At 34.4% G+C, this 16,031-nt stretch carries 14 protein-coding genes; 7 read left to right on the forward strand and 7 right to left on the reverse strand.

The window, feature by feature from the left end; translation table 11 throughout:
* On the forward strand, positions 1–82 hold an 82-nt coding region (locus ACNQGD_RS13870), incomplete at its 5' end, for an IS3 family transposase (protein ID WP_417965007.1).
* Positions 83–160: 78 nt separating this feature from the next.
* Here ACNQGD_RS13870 and obgE read toward each other — a convergent pair.
* The 4 genes from obgE to hpt form a co-directional block, all read right to left on the reverse strand.
* The gene (obgE, locus tag ACNQGD_RS13875; RefSeq protein WP_417994833.1) at positions 161–1,162 is read right to left on the reverse strand and encodes a GTPase ObgE; all 1,002 of its coding nucleotides are present in this window, start codon (positions 1,160–1,162) and stop codon (positions 161–163) included.
* Positions 1,163–1,230: 68 nt separating this feature from the next.
* The gene (locus ACNQGD_RS13880; RefSeq protein WP_417997036.1) at positions 1,231–2,505 is read right to left on the reverse strand and encodes a hemolysin family protein; all 1,275 of its coding nucleotides are present in this window, start codon (positions 2,503–2,505) and stop codon (positions 1,231–1,233) included.
* 217 nt (positions 2,506–2,722) lie between these two features.
* On the reverse strand, positions 2,723–3,295 hold the full coding sequence (locus ACNQGD_RS13885) for an adenylate kinase (RefSeq protein WP_417997037.1): 573 nt from the start codon (positions 3,293–3,295) through the stop codon (positions 2,723–2,725).
* 12 nt (positions 3,296–3,307) lie between these two features.
* Positions 3,308–3,838, reverse strand: coding sequence for a hypoxanthine phosphoribosyltransferase (hpt, locus tag ACNQGD_RS13890; RefSeq protein WP_417994830.1), 531 nt, complete (start codon positions 3,836–3,838; stop codon positions 3,308–3,310).
* A gap of 215 nt (positions 3,839–4,053) precedes the next feature.
* On the opposite strand from hpt, the gene ACNQGD_RS13895 reads away from it, so the two are divergent.
* On the forward strand, positions 4,054–5,220 hold the full coding sequence (locus tag ACNQGD_RS13895; protein WP_417999692.1) for a 5-(carboxyamino)imidazole ribonucleotide synthase: 1,167 nt from the start codon (positions 4,054–4,056) through the stop codon (positions 5,218–5,220).
* Between the two features lie 92 nt (positions 5,221–5,312).
* Positions 5,313–5,795: a 5-(carboxyamino)imidazole ribonucleotide mutase gene (purE, locus tag ACNQGD_RS13900; protein ID WP_417999693.1), complete on the forward strand. Its 483-nt coding sequence runs from the start codon at positions 5,313–5,315 to the stop codon at positions 5,793–5,795.
* 45 nt (positions 5,796–5,840) lie between these two features.
* Here purE and ACNQGD_RS13905 read toward each other — a convergent pair whose 3' ends face one another.
* On the reverse strand, positions 5,841–6,512 hold the full coding sequence (locus tag ACNQGD_RS13905; RefSeq protein WP_417999694.1) for a hypothetical protein: 672 nt from the start codon (positions 6,510–6,512) through the stop codon (positions 5,841–5,843).
* A 228-nt stretch (positions 6,513–6,740) separates the two neighbouring features.
* Between ACNQGD_RS13905 and ACNQGD_RS13910 the strand changes: the two genes are divergently transcribed.
* Together ACNQGD_RS13910 and ACNQGD_RS13915 are read left to right on the forward strand one after the other, a co-directional pair.
* Entirely contained in the window at positions 6,741–8,768 is a 2,028-nt protein-coding gene (locus tag ACNQGD_RS13910) for a M3 family metallopeptidase (protein ID WP_417999695.1), read from the forward strand.
* A 247-nt stretch (positions 8,769–9,015) separates the two neighbouring features.
* Complete coding sequence (locus ACNQGD_RS13915) at positions 9,016–9,477, forward strand: SRPBCC family protein (protein WP_417997710.1); 462 nt, start codon at positions 9,016–9,018, stop codon at positions 9,475–9,477.
* Between the two features lie 51 nt (positions 9,478–9,528).
* On the opposite strand, the gene ACNQGD_RS13920 is transcribed toward ACNQGD_RS13915, so the two are convergent.
* Positions 9,529–10,644 carry an ATP-binding protein gene (locus ACNQGD_RS13920; protein ID WP_417999696.1) on the reverse strand — a complete coding sequence of 372 codons (1,116 nt, stop codon included), beginning with the start codon at positions 10,642–10,644 and terminating at the stop codon, positions 9,529–9,531.
* Positions 10,645–10,769: 125 nt separating this feature from the next.
* On the reverse strand, positions 10,770–11,582 hold the full coding sequence (locus ACNQGD_RS13925) for a UbiA prenyltransferase family protein (protein ID WP_417999697.1): 813 nt from the start codon (positions 11,580–11,582) through the stop codon (positions 10,770–10,772).
* A gap of 147 nt (positions 11,583–11,729) precedes the next feature.
* Here ACNQGD_RS13925 and gcvP point away from each other — a divergent pair, with 147 nt between their 5' ends.
* Both gcvP and ACNQGD_RS13935 read left to right on the forward strand, forming a co-directional pair.
* Complete coding sequence (gene gcvP / locus ACNQGD_RS13930; RefSeq protein ID WP_417999698.1) at positions 11,730–14,579, forward strand: aminomethyl-transferring glycine dehydrogenase; 2,850 nt, start codon at positions 11,730–11,732, stop codon at positions 14,577–14,579.
* A 91-nt stretch (positions 14,580–14,670) separates the two neighbouring features.
* A complete protein-coding gene (locus tag ACNQGD_RS13935) occupies positions 14,671–16,020 on the forward strand; it encodes a M48 family metallopeptidase (RefSeq protein WP_417999699.1) in 1,350 nt (449 codons plus the stop codon).
* Positions 16,021–16,031: the final 11 nt, after the last annotated feature.

Consider the following 16,031-nt stretch of genomic DNA (forward strand, 5'->3'; position numbering starts at 1 on the left):
ATATTACAATAATGAAAGAATAAAACTGAATTTAAACGGAATGAGCCCGACACAATATCGGGCTCATTATTATCAAAATTAATTATAAATTTGTCTAAACTTTTGGGTGCAGTCTATATATAATACAAGACGGCTTTATAATTTATTTAAAAATCAAGAATTAGTCGTTCAACATTTTCCACAACTTGTCTTTTAATTCTGTCAAACCTTGTTGGGCAACAGAAGAAATAAACATATACGGAATGTCTTTGAAAGCGACATCTAATTCTATTTTCAATTCTGCTTTTAACTCATCATCAAGCATATCGCATTTTGAAATCACTAACAGACGCTCTTTATCAAGCATTTCAGGATTGTATTTTGTCAATTCGTTTACCAAAATATCGTATTCTGCTTTGATGTCTGGCGTATCTACTGGAACTAGAAAAAGTAACGTTGAATTACGCTCAATATGACGCAAGAAATAATGTCCTAATCCTTTTCCCTCGGCAGCTCCTTCTATAATTCCGGGAATATCTGCAATTACAAAAGATTGAAAATCTCTGTAGGCTACAATTCCAAGATTTGGTTTTAAAGTAGTAAATGGATAATCCGCAATTTTTGGTTTAGCTGAAGTCAGTACTGATAACAAAGTTGATTTTCCTGCATTAGGGAAACCTACCAAACCTACATCAGCAAGTACTTTTAGTTCTAAAATCACATCCATTTCTGCACCAGGCAAACCAGGTTGAGAATATCTAGGTGTTTGATTGGTTGAGCTTCTAAAATGCCAATTCCCTAAACCACCTTTACCTCCACGAGAAAGCACTTGTTTTTCACCATCTTCGGTAATCTCAAATAATATTTCTCCAGTTTCTTTATCTTTTACTACCGTTCCTAATGGAACTTCGATAAATTTATCGTCTCCGTCAGCACCCGTACTCCTATCACCACTTCCATCTCCGCCATTCCCTGCTTTGATATGACGCGCAAATTTAAGGTGAAACAATGTCCAAAGACCTTTGTTGCCAACCAAAAAAACATGACCACCACGACCACCATCACCACCATCAGGGCCACCTTTTTCAATAAATTTTTCTCTATGCAAATGCGTAGATCCTTTTCCTCCTTTTCCGGAAGAAACATATATTTTAACGTAATCTACAAAATTCCCTTCAGTCATTTTTTCTAATATTCAATGTTCAGCTTTAGTATTTAGTACTCATTTTGAGCAATTTAATCCTAAGCTATTTAATTTTTTAATGCTTTCACCATCACTTTATCAATCTTCACGCCATCCATATCAATGACTTCTAACTCAAATTTTTGCCAAATCAATTTTTCTCCTTGTTTTGGAATATGAGAGAGTTCCGTCATTATTAACCCACTCACCGTGGTTACTTCATAATCATTGATTAACTCATCTAATTCAAAGTATGTTAAGAAGTCATGCAGCGAATAATGCCCGTCAACCAACCAAGTTCCGTCTTCTCTTTCAATCAACTGAAAATCATCTTTATAAAAGTCCGAAGCATCACCAACCAATGCTTCCAGAATATCATTCAAAGTAATTACTCCCTGGAAAACACCATATTCATCTGAAACAAATGCATAATGTATCCCTGTTTTTTTAAAGTTTTCTAAGGCTACATAAGCAGTAGTCTGTTCCATCATAAAAGGCGCTTCGGTCATTATATCAGCCAAATTGAAGTTTTCATTTTCAAAATGTGCGAAAATATTTTTTAGGTTAACAACTCCAACAATATCATCATAATTTTCACCGTAAATTGGATAAATAGAATGCAATTCTTTGAGCATAAACTCCTTAACCTGTTCTTTATCAGAATGCAAAGGTAAGAAAACCACTGACTTCCTGTGCGTCATCAATGAGTTTATTTTCCGGTCTCCAATATGGAAAACGCGTTCCACTATATCTTGTTCAATTTCTTGAACTTCTCCTCCTTCGGTTCCTTCTTTGATTATCGCTTTTATTTCCTCTTCGGTTACTTTACCGTCAGCAGTGGGCTTTATTTGTAAAATATCCAACAAAAAATCTGTTGAATGCGTTAACAACCAAATAAATGGTGCCGTAACAATCGAAACAATTTTCATGGGTAATGCCACTGCTTTGGCAATGGATTCGGGATGATTCAAGCCTATTCTTTTTGGTAATAATTCTCCTAGAACTAAAGAGAAAAAAGTCAAAGTCACAACAACCAAACCTACAGCAACTGGATGTGCATACGGTTTTAGAAATTCAAACCCGCTTACAAAAGTTTCTACATCTAATGTGATTTTATCACCACTATAAATACCAGTAAGAATTCCTATCAGAGTAATTCCTATTTGTACCGTTGATAAAAATTTATTTGGCGAATTCGCTAAATCCAATGCAATTTTAGCACTTTTATTCCCTTTTTTTGCCGCAGTCTCTAATCTGTTTTTCCGTGCTGAAATCAATGCGATTTCTGACATAGAGAAAACTCCATTTAGTAGTATTAGAAAAAATATTATTAGTATTTCCAATTTTTTAGTTGATTCGTTTTTTATTTAAAATCTGATTTCTGACTCTTTACTTTCTAAAACCTCCAATCTGGTTTTTAGCCCAGATGGCAGTGAAAAGCCCGGAGTTAAAAAAGCTAATTTTTCTTGTCAAAAAAGAGCGACCAAAGGAAGATCCTTTTATGACTTAGAAAAATAGATTTTTTTAACGAGGACTTGTAACGTACAGCTGGAATTGCTCCTATAAATTATCAATCACGTTACTTACTCTTTCTGTAATTTCTGCAATGGATCCTATTCCGTTTACGGCATGAAATTTTCCTTGCTCCTCATAATAATGCATCAAAGGTGCTGTTTTTTCATTGTATTCCTGGTAGCGATTTCTGATTTTTTCTTCATCTTGGTCGTCAATTCTACCACTTGTTTTTCCTCTTTCCAATAAGCGTTTTACCAGAATCTCATCATCGGCTTCAAGCGCAATTGTTGCTGCTACTTGAGAACCTATTGAGGTAAGAAATGCATCTAAAGCTTCGGCTTGTGAAATTGTTCTTGGATATCCGTCAAACAAAATTCCCTTTGTATCTGGGTGTTTATTTACCTCATCAATTAGCATTTTTGTAGTCAATTCGTCTGGAACTAAATCTCCAGCGTCCATAAATACTCTTGCTTGTTTGCCAAGTTCTGTATCGTTTTTTAAATTAAAACGAAATACATCACCAGTTGATATGTGTGTTAATTTGTATTTTTCTTTCAAAAACTCTGCTTGAGTTCCTTTACCAGCTCCTGGTTTTCCAAATAAAACAATGTTAGTCATGTTGTTCTGTCGTTATTCTTTTAGTTTATATACTTCGGGTAAATTTCTTCCTAATCCATCGTAATCTAAACCAAAACCCACAATAAATTTATTTGGAATTCTAATCCCAATGTAATCTATTTTGATGTCTTTTGTGTAGGCTTCGGGTTTAAAAAAAAGTGTTGCTATTTTAAAATGTTTTACATTTTGTTTTTTGAATAATTCTTTCAGTTCAACCAATGTATTACCGGTGTCAACTATATCTTCGATTATAACTACACTGCGCCCCGTTAAATCCTGGTTTAAACCTATTAATTGTTTTACTTCATTTGTGGTAGCAGTTCCTTCGTATGATGCCATTTTGATGAAAGATACTTCACACGGCTTTTTATATTGTTTCATAAAATCAGAAACAACCATAAAAGCTCCATTCAATACTCCCACAAATACCGGCGTTTCATCAGCAAAATCAGCTTCTACTTGCGCCACCATTTTTGCGATGGCAAAATCAATTTCTTTAGCAGAAATAAACGGAACAAATTGTTTATCGTGAAGTTGTATCATTATTTTCGTGTTTAAAATAATGCGCAAAGATACAGAATTCGGATTTGACAATTGATAATTGGGCATTAATTTCTAATTTTAAGTAAATTCCACAAAAAAACGACTCAAAATGTATTAAAAGCAACAAATGACGCAATAAAATTATGAAGAAAATAAAATAGCATTTTCGGATTCAATCATTATAAAGTATCTTTGCATAAACATACAACTACACCATGAATTATTTTTCTTCTGATTTTAAATTGGGAATTCTCGGCGGCGGACAACTGGGTAAAATGCTGTTGTTTGACACCCGAAAATTCGACATACAAACTTATGTTCTTGATCCAAGTGATGAAGCACCATGTAAAATAGCCTGTAATCAATTCTTTAAAGGTGATTTAATGGATTTTGAAACGGTGTATAACTTTGGTAAAAAAGTTGATGTTTTAACTTTTGAAATTGAGTTGGTAAATCTTAAAGCTTTAGTAAAATTAGAGGAAGAGGGAGTAAAAGTATTTCCTTCACCAAAAACGTTGCAATTAATTCAAAATAAAGGAATTCAGAAAGATTTTTATATTCAACATGCTATTCCAACAGCAAATTACAAACGATTTGAGAATCTAAAAAGTCTAATTGTTGATATTTTGGATTCTAAAACAAAACTACCGTTTGTCTGGAAATGTACTGAATTTGGTTATGATGGAAATGGCGTTAAAGTCATTCGACAAATCTCGGATCTAGACAACTTAGCTAATGTAGAATGTATCGCTGAAGAAATGGTTCCGTTCAAAAATGAATTGGCCGTTATCGTTTGTCGCAATCCATCAGGCGAAATAAAAACCTACCCTGTGGTCGAAATGGAATTTCATCCGGAAGCCAATCAAGTAGAATATGTGATTTGTCCTGCTCGTATTGATGAAAAAGTAGCTGAAAAAGCAAGAGCAATCGCTCTCAATGTTTCCGAGAAATTCAATCATGTTGGTTTATTAGCCGTTGAAATGTTTCAAACTGAAGATGATGAAATCCTCGTGAACGAAGTCGCTCCTCGCCCGCACAATTCAGGTCATTATTCCATTGAAGCCAGCTATACCTCCCAATTTGAAAATCATTTGCGAGCGATACTTAATTTACCTTTAGGGAATACCGACAGCAAAGTAGCTGGAATCATGGTAAATCTTTCGGGCGAAGAAGGCTATTCCGGTGATGTAGTGTATCAAAATATTGAAAAAATATTAGGTTGGAACGGTGTTACACCTCATATTTATGGCAAAAAACAAACACGTCCCTTTAGAAAAATGGGACATGTAACGATAGTAAATCAAGACATCAACGAAGCTCGAAGAATAGCTGAAGAGGTAAAGAATACGATTCGAGTAATTAGTACTAAATTGAATAATTAAAAGATTTAAGCACTGAAAAATTACGTCAGGTCTCATTCAGTTCTAGCTAATTTTTCAATCCTTAAATCTTTCAATCCTTAAATAATAATAAAATGAAAGTAGCCGTAATCATGGGAAGCATTTCTGACATGCCTGTAATGCAAGAAGCCATAGACATCCTAAAAGCATTCGATATAGAAATAGAAGTCGATATTGTATCGGCACATAGAACTCCCGAAAAATTATTTGATTTCAGCAACAATGCGCATACTCGCGGAATTTCGGTAATTATTGCCGGTGCTGGCGGTGCTGCACATTTACCAGGAATGGTCGCTTCTATGTCACCATTACCCGTTATTGGGGTTCCTATAAAATCAAGCAATTCAATTGATGGTTGGGACAGCGTTTTATCCATACTGCAAATGCCAAGCGGAGTTCCCGTAGCAACTGTAGCGCTAAATGGCGCAAAAAACGCAGGAATTCTTGCCGCTCAAATCATAGGAAGCCACGACAAAAGTGTGATGGAAAAGATAATTAAATACAAAACTGGGTTGAAAGAAGCGGTTAACATCGCTTCCGAAAGTTTAAAAAAATAAAAAAAGCTCCATAACGGAGCTTTTTTGTTTCATTTCATGGATCATTTACTCCACATCTACTGCAATTTCTAAGACTCCTTCAAATTCCGAAGCAATGATATCTTCTTTATTCAACCAATATTCGGAAGTAGTGATTGTATACGTCAGATTATCTGTGGTTGTCAAATCCCATAAAACATCCTCAGCTTCTGGAAAAGGAGCATTTTCATTCATCGCGTGATCAAACAATCTTTTGATAAGATTACTATCAGACAATCCTTTGCTTAATAATTTAAGTACATGCTCTTTGGTCAAATCAATGCTATTTTCAGGCTCTGATGATGCTATAGTAACCGTTACAATTGTTGCTTTTGCATTAGGAAATTTGCCGTTATACGCTTTGAAAAGGAGTTGATTAATATGAAACAAAGTTGCATGCAAACCTATTTCAGGATATTCTTCACAGACTTTGTCTAAAAACATATCGTTTGAAATTTGCTGAATTTGGCCTTCATTTAGATCTTCTGATAATTTATATTCTAATACGATTACGGCAGCCTCTTTGGGTTCAAAATCAGAAATTGCCATAAACAATAACTCCCTCAAACTGGAAGTATCCGCATCGGAAGCATCCGGATAATCGAATTTTTCAAGCAGTTTAATGTAATCCTCATTTGTCCAATACGCTTCAATTTCGTCAACAGTATTTGCGCTATTTATTGTAATTTGATAGTTCATATTTTCTTTGAATATTTATTTTTTATTTTGATTCCTTTCTTCAGAAACCAATCTTTTTTTTTACAATTTAAGGCTTTATTACTGCCAAACGAAATAAATAACATTTAAATAACACAATCAGCGGCGCCATTTTAGAGCAAATCAATTGCTGTGACAACCTCATTTTTTTCAATAAATCCATACCTTTGTGATCTTTAAACATCGAATTATTTTTATTAAAAAATACAAATGAGCATCTTAACCCACCATTTCAATACAAAGTACAATACTGCGCCTTTTTCGAAAATTAAAAACGAAGATTTTCTTCCTGCTTTTCAAAAAGGGATCGAATTGGCAAAAGCCGAAATCGATGCTATTGTACGAAATCCTATACAACCCACTTTCGAAAATACTATTGAAGCGTTGGCATTCAGCGGCGATGTTTTGGATCGAATTTCAAGCATCTTTTTCAACTTGAATTCCGCAGAAACAAATGACGAAATTCAAAAAATTGCACAAGAAGTTTCTCCTTTATTGTCTGAATTTGGAAATGATGTACGTCTTAATCCTGATTTATTCGCCCGAGTAAAAACGGTTTACGAACAAAGAGAAAAATTAAATCTAAATCCCGAACAAACCACGCTTTTAGACAAAAAATACAAAAGCTTCTCCAGAAACGGAGCCAATTTGCCGGAAGACAAGAAAAATCAATTGCGAGAAATTGACAAAGAATTATCGAAATTGAGTTTGCAATTTGGCGAAAATGTTTTGGCTGAAACGCAAGCCTATCAATTAAACATTACCAATGAATCGGATTTAGCCGGTTTACCGGAAGGTACAATCGAAGCCGCTCGCTCTTTGGCTAAAAGTCAAGAAAAAAAAGGTTGGATTTTCACGCTGGATTACCCAAGCTATGTTCCCTTTGTGACCTATGCTGATAATCGTAAATTGCGTAAGAAAATGGCTATCGCTTTTGGTGCCAAAGGGTTTCAAAACAATGAATTTGACAATCAGAAAATTGTGCTTAAAATTGCCAAATTGCGTTTTGACAGAGCACAAGTTTTAGGTTACGCCACGCACGCTCATTTTGTTCTCGAAGAACGAATGGCAGAAAGTCCGGAGAAAGTAAAAACATTTTCGAATGACTTATTGGAAAAAGCCAAACCCGCAGCTTTGAAAGAATTTGCACAATTGACCGCTTTCGCAAAAGAGTTACACGGAATCGAACAACTGGAAAAATGGGATGGCGCTTATTATTCGGAGAAATTGAAGCAACAGTTATTCAATTTGGATGATGAAATTTTAAAACCGTATTTTCAATTAGAAAAAGTCTTGGACGGTGCTTTCGCAGTAGCGCAAAAATTATATGGAATCACTTTCGAAGAAATTTTCGAAGTCGATAAATACCATGAAGAGGTAAAAACATACGAAGTAAAAGACGAAGAAGACCAATTAGTCGCCGTATTTTATGCTGATTTCTTTCCAAGAAAAGGCAAACGCAACGGTGCTTGGATGACGTCTTTTAAATCGCAATACATAAAAAAAGAAGTCAATGAAAGACCGCACATTTCCATTGTGTGCAATTTCACGAAACCTACCGAAACAAAACCATCGTTGTTAACTTTCAACGAAGTAACGACTTTGTTTCATGAATTTGGTCACGCATTACATGGCATGTTAGCCAACACGACCTATCCAAGTTTATCCGGAACAAGTGTGTATTGGGATTTTGTGGAATTACCGAGTCAAATTCTGGAAAACTGGTGTTATGAGCCGGAAGCACTAGCTTTATTTGCCTATCATTATGAAACTGGTGAAATGATTCCGATGGAATTAGTGCACAAAATTAAAGAAAGTGCCAGTTTTCAAGAAGGAATGGCAACGATGCGTCAATTAAGTTTTGGATTGTTAGACATGGGATGGCATGCGCAAGATCCTTCCAATATCAAAGACATCAAAACTTTTGAAACCGAACAATTTGCAGCCACACAATTGTATCCTGAAGTAAAAGAAAATGCGATGAGCACTTCTTTTTCCCATATTTTTCAAGGCGGTTATTCTTCTGGATATTACAGTTATAAATGGGCCGAAGTTCTGGATGCTGATGCTTTCGAATATTTCCAGGAAAAAGGGATTTTCAATAAAGAAGTAGCAACCAAATTCAAGGAAAACGTGCTTTCAAAAGGCGGAACAGAACATCCGATGATCTTGTACAAACGCTTTAGAGGACAAGAACCAAAACCGGAAGCACTATTGAGAAGAGCAGGATTGGTTTAGATTTTTAAACAATACGATTTTTTAGACCATAGAAACCGAAGTAAAAGCTTCGGTTTTTTTAAAAAAAATTTCGGGGATTAGGAATTAAATAGTTTTTTATAGTAATTTTGAAGAAGCAACTCTTTCATTATGTGATAAATACAAAAAAACCACACTATAAAAACAATTAGCTTTTATCAAGGATTAATATAACTTCTTTTTCTATCAGGTCTAAAATTATCATTAAAGACAAACTAAAAATCTAAATATGATGACAACTATAAAGGTTTTAACTAAAATAAAAGCACCAATACAAACTGTTTTTGATTTATCTAGAGATATTGATGCACACCAACAATCTGCAAATTTCACAAAAGAAACTGCCATCAACGGAGTCACTGCCGGGTTAATCAATTACAACGAAACCGTTACTTGGCGGGGCAAACATTTTGGCGTTTATTTGACTCATAAAAGCCGAATCACAGCAATGAATTTGTATGGCTATTTTGTTGATGAAATGGAAGAGGGAAAATTCAAATCATTCCGACATGAACACATATTTAATGAAAAAGACGGGGTTACTATACTGAAGGATAAATTATATTACGAAGTTCCTTATGGTTTTTTTGGAGAACTATTTGACATACTGTTTTTAAAAAATCATTTGATTAATTTTATTATCGAAAGAAATAAAACACTAAAAGCTTTATCAGAAAACGAAAAGCAATAACCACCAAACAAATGGAATACTTTCTGCCCAAAAAGAGAATTCTATTTAAATTTATTTCAAAAACTCTCTGAAATTTTCCTTGCTTATCACCAAAAAACTCGGTTGATACGCTTCTTGAAATGATTTAGGCAACTTCGCTTTTTTGGTGGACGACCATTTGAATTCAAAAGCACTGACTGCATCAGCATTAGTTTCAATATAATCTATTTCCTGTTGTTGCGTAGTTCTCCAAAAATAAGGTCTGGACAAACTCTGAGAATAGGACAACTTTTTGAATCGTTCTGAAACTAAAAAATTTTCCCACAATGCTCCTTTATCCTGTCTAAAGTCTAATGAATTAAAATTTCCAATCAACATATTCCGAACACCATTGTCGTAGAAATAGATTTTTCTGTTTGCCTTTATTTCATTTCTCAAGTTTTTGCTAAAACTATTTAATCTAAAAATCACAAAAGCTTTCTCTAACAAATCGATATAAGTATTAACCGTATTTTTATCTACACCAACTAATTGTGCTATTTCATTATAACTTACCTCACTACCAACCTGAAAAGCTAAAGCTTGTAATATTTTTTCTAAAACTTCCGATTTTCGGATACCCGCTAAACTCAAAACATCTTTATACAAGTAACTAGAAACAAGGTTTTTCAAAATTTCATATTCATTACCAAAATTATTAATCACATCAGGATACATTCCGTATAACAATCGCAATTCCAATTGCTGTTGCGCTTTCATATAGCCAACATTTCCTTCAAATTCATTCCAGGAAATGGGATACAAACGGTATTCAAATTTGCGTCCCGTTAATGGTTCTTGTGTAACATGATTAATATCAAAAGCCGAAGAACCACTCACAATCACTTGTACATCTTTGATTTGGTCAACAATAATCTTTAGTTTTAAACCAATAGTAGGAATACGCTGTACCTCATCAATAAAAACGTATTTATAATTTCCAATAATACTTTTTAGTGTTTCGGTATTTGCATTTGCTAAAGTATCAGCCACAACCGCATCATCACCATCAAGAAATAGAAATGGAATATCCTTTAATAAAGCGTTAATCAATGTAGTTTTTCCAACTTGTCGCGGACCTATTAATACAATAATTTTTCCCTTCCCTAAATTCTTCTCTATTATTGACGTTAAATCTCTACTAATCATAACTGTAAATTTAAACAAATATAGTACAATTATACGCTATTCACCAAATTTATATTGTTTTTGGTGAATACATTCACCAAATTTATAGTTTTTTTGGTGAATATATTCACCAATATTAGTATTTTTTAAAGAATCAAAACTAGCAGCCACCAGATAATTGGCACGCTTTCCACCCAAAAAGAAGTATAATATTTCGAGCGTTTTTCATTAGCAAAAACCAGAAATAACGCAATCAGAATCACTATTATCAAGTTGACAATCAATTGATTTTTGTCAAAATTACTTTTAAAAAATTCTAAAAAATAAAACGGAATCAAAAGTAACAATCCCAATATTTTAGTTCGCTTCAATCCTATTTGTTGTGGTACGGTCTGCAAATGCGGATCGTCTTTTGCCAAATCAATAATTTCAAAAATAAGGATCAATACAAAAATCAAGATAAAACGTTGCACGCATTTTAAATAGAAATCGGAAGTAATTGAAATATTGGCATTCAAAACTGGCAAAGCCAAGGTCACTCCTACCCAACACAATGCTACAATATAAATTTTAACTCCAGCCCAGTTTCTTGCATTTTTCTTATTTGGAAAAAAGGAAAGTGTGTACAGTAATGTAACACTCAAGAAAACTACAGCCACTATTTGGGTTAAATTTTGGAGCTGAAAAAAATAATATCCGACTAAAAAAAGAGCTAAAAAGCTAAATAACGTGATCATTTTTAACTCCTTGCGCATCTGCAATCTTTGAACTCTGACCAGAGCATCGTATTTTACAAAATTATATCCTACAATTGTTCCAAAAAAAGCAAAGTTAGCAACTGGCTCTTCTACTGGAATGTGGAACATATGTTGCGTCATCCTAACCAAAGCAAGACATGATAAACCCACGTGAATACTACCATTAATGTAAAAATCGAATATTAATTTTAAAAACCTCATTAGACAAAATTAATCAAAGTGTTAACAAGAATGGCTTTTAGTTGAAAAATTCACAGAAAATCAAGTTAAAAAAGTCTTTTAATAGCAGATTAATATTTATTTTTACAACCTTTTAAAACAAGAAACACACAACCCATTTTATATATAATGAAAACAGACGCTTTTGCATTAAGACACATTGGCCCAAGAGAAAATGATCTAGAACACATGTTGAAGACAATTGGGGCTGCAACACTTGACCAATTGATCCATGAAACTATCCCAAGTGATATTCGTTTAAAATCTGATTTGGACTTAGAGCCTGCAATGACTGAATATGAGTTTGCAAATCACATACAGAAATTGGGGAATAAAAATAAAGTTTTTCAATCGTACCTTGGTTTAGGGTACAATGCAGCAATTATTCCTGCAGTAATCCAAAGAAATGTATTTGAAAACCCAGGATGGTATACTGCTTATACGCCGTATCAAGCTGAAATTGCGCAAGGTCGTTTAGAAGCAATTTTGAATTTTCAAACGATGGTCATCGAATTAACCGGAATGGAAATTGCAAATGCTTCGTTATTAGACGAAGGAACTGCTGCTGCAGAAGCCATGGCATTACTTTTTGACGTTCGCTCTCGTGACCAAAAGAAAAACAACATCAATAAATTCTTCGTTTCTGAAGAAATATTACCACAAACTTTATCCGTTTTACAAACACGTTCTACGCCAATCGGGGTTGAATTAGTAGTAGGAAACCATGAAACATTCGATTTTTCATCGGAATATTTTGGAGCAATTCTTCAATATCCTGGAAAATTTGGACAAGTTCATGATTATACCGCTTTTATCGCCAAAGCAGCCACAAACGAAATAAAAGTGGCTGTTGCTGCTGATATTTTGAGTTTGGCAAAATTGACTCCTCCGGGAGAAATGGGTGCAGCTGTAGTGCTTGGAACAACACAACGTTTCGGAATTCCTTTAGGTTACGGTGGCCCCCACGCTGCTTATTTCGCTACGAAAGATGAATACAAAAGAAGTATGCCGGGAAGAATCATCGGTGTAACTGTTGATACTGATGGAAATCGTGCCTTGCGCATGGCGTTACAAACCCGCGAGCAACACATTAAACGGGACAAAGCAACTTCAAATATTTGTACAGCACAAGTTTTATTATCCGTTATGGCAGGGATGTATGCCGTTTATCATGGTCCAAAAGGATTGCAATATATTGCGAATAAAGTACATGCTTCGGCCGCAACATTGGCAAATGAATTAGAAAAATTAGGGTTACAACAAACCAATACTGCTTTCTTTGACACAATTGTTGTTAAGGCTGATGCCAAAAAAGTAAAAGCGATTGCCGAACAAAACGAAATCAACTTCTACTATATCGACGAAAACACCGTTTCTATTTCCTTAAACGAAACGACAAGTATTGCCGATTTAAATAAAATTATTGCTGTTTTCGCTTCTGCAAAAGAGACTCTGGCAGCTACAATTGAAAGTTTATCAGAAACCAATCATTTTCCAGCAAGTGTAAGCAGAACATCAACGTTCTTGCAACACGATGTTTTCAACAAGCATCACTCCGAAACCGCTTTGATGCGTTACATCAAAATGCTGGAAAGAAAAGATTTAGCGTTGAATCACTCGATGATTTCATTGGGTTCTTGTACGATGAAACTAAATGCCGCTTCAGAAATGTTGCCTTTGAGCATGCCACAATGGAATAACATTCACCCGTTTGCACCATTGGATCAGGCACAAGGATACCAGGAAATGTTGGCTAAATTAGAACAACAGTTAAATGTTATTACTGGTTTTGCCGGAACAACATTACAACCAAATTCAGGTGCCCAAGGCGAATATGCCGGATTAATGGTAATTCGTGCGTACCACCAATCCAGAGGAGATCACCATAGAAACATTGCCTTAATTCCATCATCGGCTCATGGAACAAATCCAGCTTCGGCAGCGATGGCAGGAATGAAAGTTGTGGTTACTAAAACATTAGAAAATGGAAATATTGACGTAGAAGATTTACGTGAAAAAGCTATTTTACACTCAGCCAATCTTTCTTGTTTGATGGTAACGTATCCATCAACTCACGGTGTTTTTGAAAGCGCAATCAAAGAAATTACACAATTGATCCACGACAACGGTGGACAAGTATATATGGATGGTGCCAACATGAATGCGCAAGTTGGATTAACAAATCCTGCAACTATTGGAGCTGATGTTTGTCACTTGAACTTACACAAAACATTCGCTATTCCTCATGGAGGTGGTGGACCAGGTGTAGGACCAATATGTGTTGCACCACAATTAGTGCCGTTTTTACCTACTAACCCAGTAATTCCAACAGGTGGAGAAAACGCTATTACAGCTATTTCTGCCGCACCTTGGGGTTCTGCTTTGGTGTGTTTGATATCGTATGGTTACATTTGTATGCTTGGCGCTGAAGGTTTGAAACAATCTACTGAATATGCAATTTTAAACGCAAACTACATCAAAGAAAAATTAAACGGTCACTATGATACGTTGTATTCTGGAGAAATGGGTCGTGCAGCACACGAAATGATTTTAGAATGCCGTCCATTTAAAGAAAAAGGAATTGAAGTAACTGATATTGCAAAACGTTTGATGGATTATGGTTTTCATGCTCCTACCGTTTCTTTCCCAGTTGCCGGAACTTTAATGATTGAACCTACTGAAAGTGAAAACTTAGAAGAGTTAGATCGTTTTTGTGACGCTATGATTGCAATCAGAAAAGAAATTGAAGCCGCTACTTTAGACAATCCAAATAATGTATTGAAAAATGCGCCACATACTTTGATGATGGTTACTACTGATAACTGGAATTTTCCATACAGTCGTGAAACAGCAGCATTTCCATTAGAATACATTGCCGAAAATAAATTCTGGCCTACCGTTCGTAGAGCAGATGAAGCGTATGGTGATAGAAACTTAGTTTGCTCTTGCGCGCCGATTGAAGCGTACATGGAAAGCTAGTTTTCAGATATTTTAAAAAAAAAAAGAAATGCCTCGATATATCGGGGCATTTTCATTATACTTGTATTAGCAAAGCAATTCTTACAAGTGTATGTTGAAAACAAAACTCTTATTATTTCTATTACTATCGTATTTTGGAACTTGCCAAGCCCAGAATTATGGGTTTAGTTATTCCCCTAACAGCATTGATTCGCTGGAAAATTACCTTACCAAAATAACGAATAATAAAATAAACGAGTTCGACACTAGTCAACGAAAGAAAGCCAAAGAAATACTTTTAGAGAGAAAAGTATCTTTCATAAAAGATGTAGCGGATAGCACATTTATTTTTGACAAAACCATTAATGGGTTTCTTCAAAAAACACTTGCCGAAATATACCATTCAAACCCTCAAATTGACACGAAAGATTTTTATTTTCTAATTAACAAATCCCTGATTCCTAATGCTGCGTGTTATGGAAATGGAATATTCTCAATTAACTTAGGTCTATTCACACTTATTGAAAATAATGATGAAATGGCTTTTATTATCTGTCATGAATTAGCACATTATATCTTAAAACATAATGACAAAGCTCTCGAAGAGTATCTCAAAACCTTCAACTCTAAGGATGTTAAACAACAGCTAAATACCGCTTCCAATAAAAAATATGGTCGAAGGTCTGCTGTAACTTTATTATTAAAAGATTTGAAATTTAATTTCATGAAACGAAGCAGAAGTGCAGAAACACAAGCTGACTCACTTGGCTTCACTATTTTTAATAATACAAAATACAACAAACAGGCTTCAATAAATATTCTAAAAAAACTGGATCTGACTGACGGCATGATTTTCAACAATCAAACCGATTTAAAACAAAATTTCACTTTTGAAGAATATCCATTTAAAGACCTATGGATTGAAAAAGAAGACAAAATGTTTGACACTACTGAAAGTGCAAATGATTTAGAGCTTGACAAAGATTCCTTAAAAACACATCCTGACATTCCACTTCGTATAGAAAATATAATTCACAATTATACTATCACCTCCACAAATACCACTAAAAACGAAATAGGATTGGTACAGAAAAAAACATCTGAAAACAGCATTAAAATCTTTTTTGACGATTCTAAATTAGACTTTGCTCTATACCAATTATTATCACTTCATAAAAAAAATGAATTGGACAAAAAGACCTTTAATCGCTATGTTGCTTATTTATTAAAAAAAGTATACATTTTAAAAGAAAAACATGTTTATGGAAAATATGTAGGTCCGGTAAACTCTTTCTCAGAGGAAAAACACATTAATGAAATAAGGTTGTTTTTAAACAATGTTGAACTAAAAGACTTAAAGAAAATTGGTTACTATTTTTGTCAAAAAAATGAATTAATATCCAAAGATGATGCTGAATTTCAAGATGCTTATACTTTTTTCAAGAGTTTAAATAAAAATTAATACTAATCAAA

Source organism: Flavobacterium glucosi, assembly GCF_048286535.1.
In the GTDB taxonomy this organism is placed as follows: domain Bacteria; phylum Bacteroidota; class Bacteroidia; order Flavobacteriales; family Flavobacteriaceae; genus Flavobacterium.

Bases quoted from the DNA above. Each gene is read 5' to 3' on its own strand.
- obgE (WP_417994833.1), bottom strand. From the start codon at position 1,162: ATGACTGAAGGGAATTTTGTAGATTACGTTAAAATATATGTTTCTTCC.
- ACNQGD_RS13885 (WP_417997037.1), bottom strand. From the start codon at position 3,295: ATGACTAACATTGTTTTATTTGGAAAACCAGGAGCTGGTAAAGGAACT.
- hpt (WP_417994830.1), bottom strand. From the start codon at position 3,838: ATGATACAACTTCACGATAAACAATTTGTTCCGTTTATTTCTGCTAAA.
- ACNQGD_RS13895 (WP_417999692.1), top strand. From the start codon at position 4,054: ATGAATTATTTTTCTTCTGATTTTAAATTGGGAATTCTCGGCGGCGGA.
- purE (WP_417999693.1), top strand. From the start codon at position 5,313: ATGAAAGTAGCCGTAATCATGGGAAGCATTTCTGACATGCCTGTAATG.
- ACNQGD_RS13905 (WP_417999694.1), bottom strand. From the start codon at position 6,512: ATGAACTATCAAATTACAATAAATAGCGCAAATACTGTTGACGAAATT.
- ACNQGD_RS13910 (WP_417999695.1), top strand. From the start codon at position 6,741: ATGAGCATCTTAACCCACCATTTCAATACAAAGTACAATACTGCGCCT.
- ACNQGD_RS13915 (WP_417997710.1), top strand. From the start codon at position 9,016: ATGATGACAACTATAAAGGTTTTAACTAAAATAAAAGCACCAATACAA.
- ACNQGD_RS13920 (WP_417999696.1), bottom strand. From the start codon at position 10,644: ATGATTAGTAGAGATTTAACGTCAATAATAGAGAAGAATTTAGGGAAG.
- ACNQGD_RS13925 (WP_417999697.1), bottom strand. From the start codon at position 11,582: ATGAGGTTTTTAAAATTAATATTCGATTTTTACATTAATGGTAGTATT.
- gcvP (WP_417999698.1), top strand. From the start codon at position 11,730: ATGAAAACAGACGCTTTTGCATTAAGACACATTGGCCCAAGAGAAAAT.
- ACNQGD_RS13935 (WP_417999699.1), top strand. From the start codon at position 14,671: ATGTTGAAAACAAAACTCTTATTATTTCTATTACTATCGTATTTTGGA.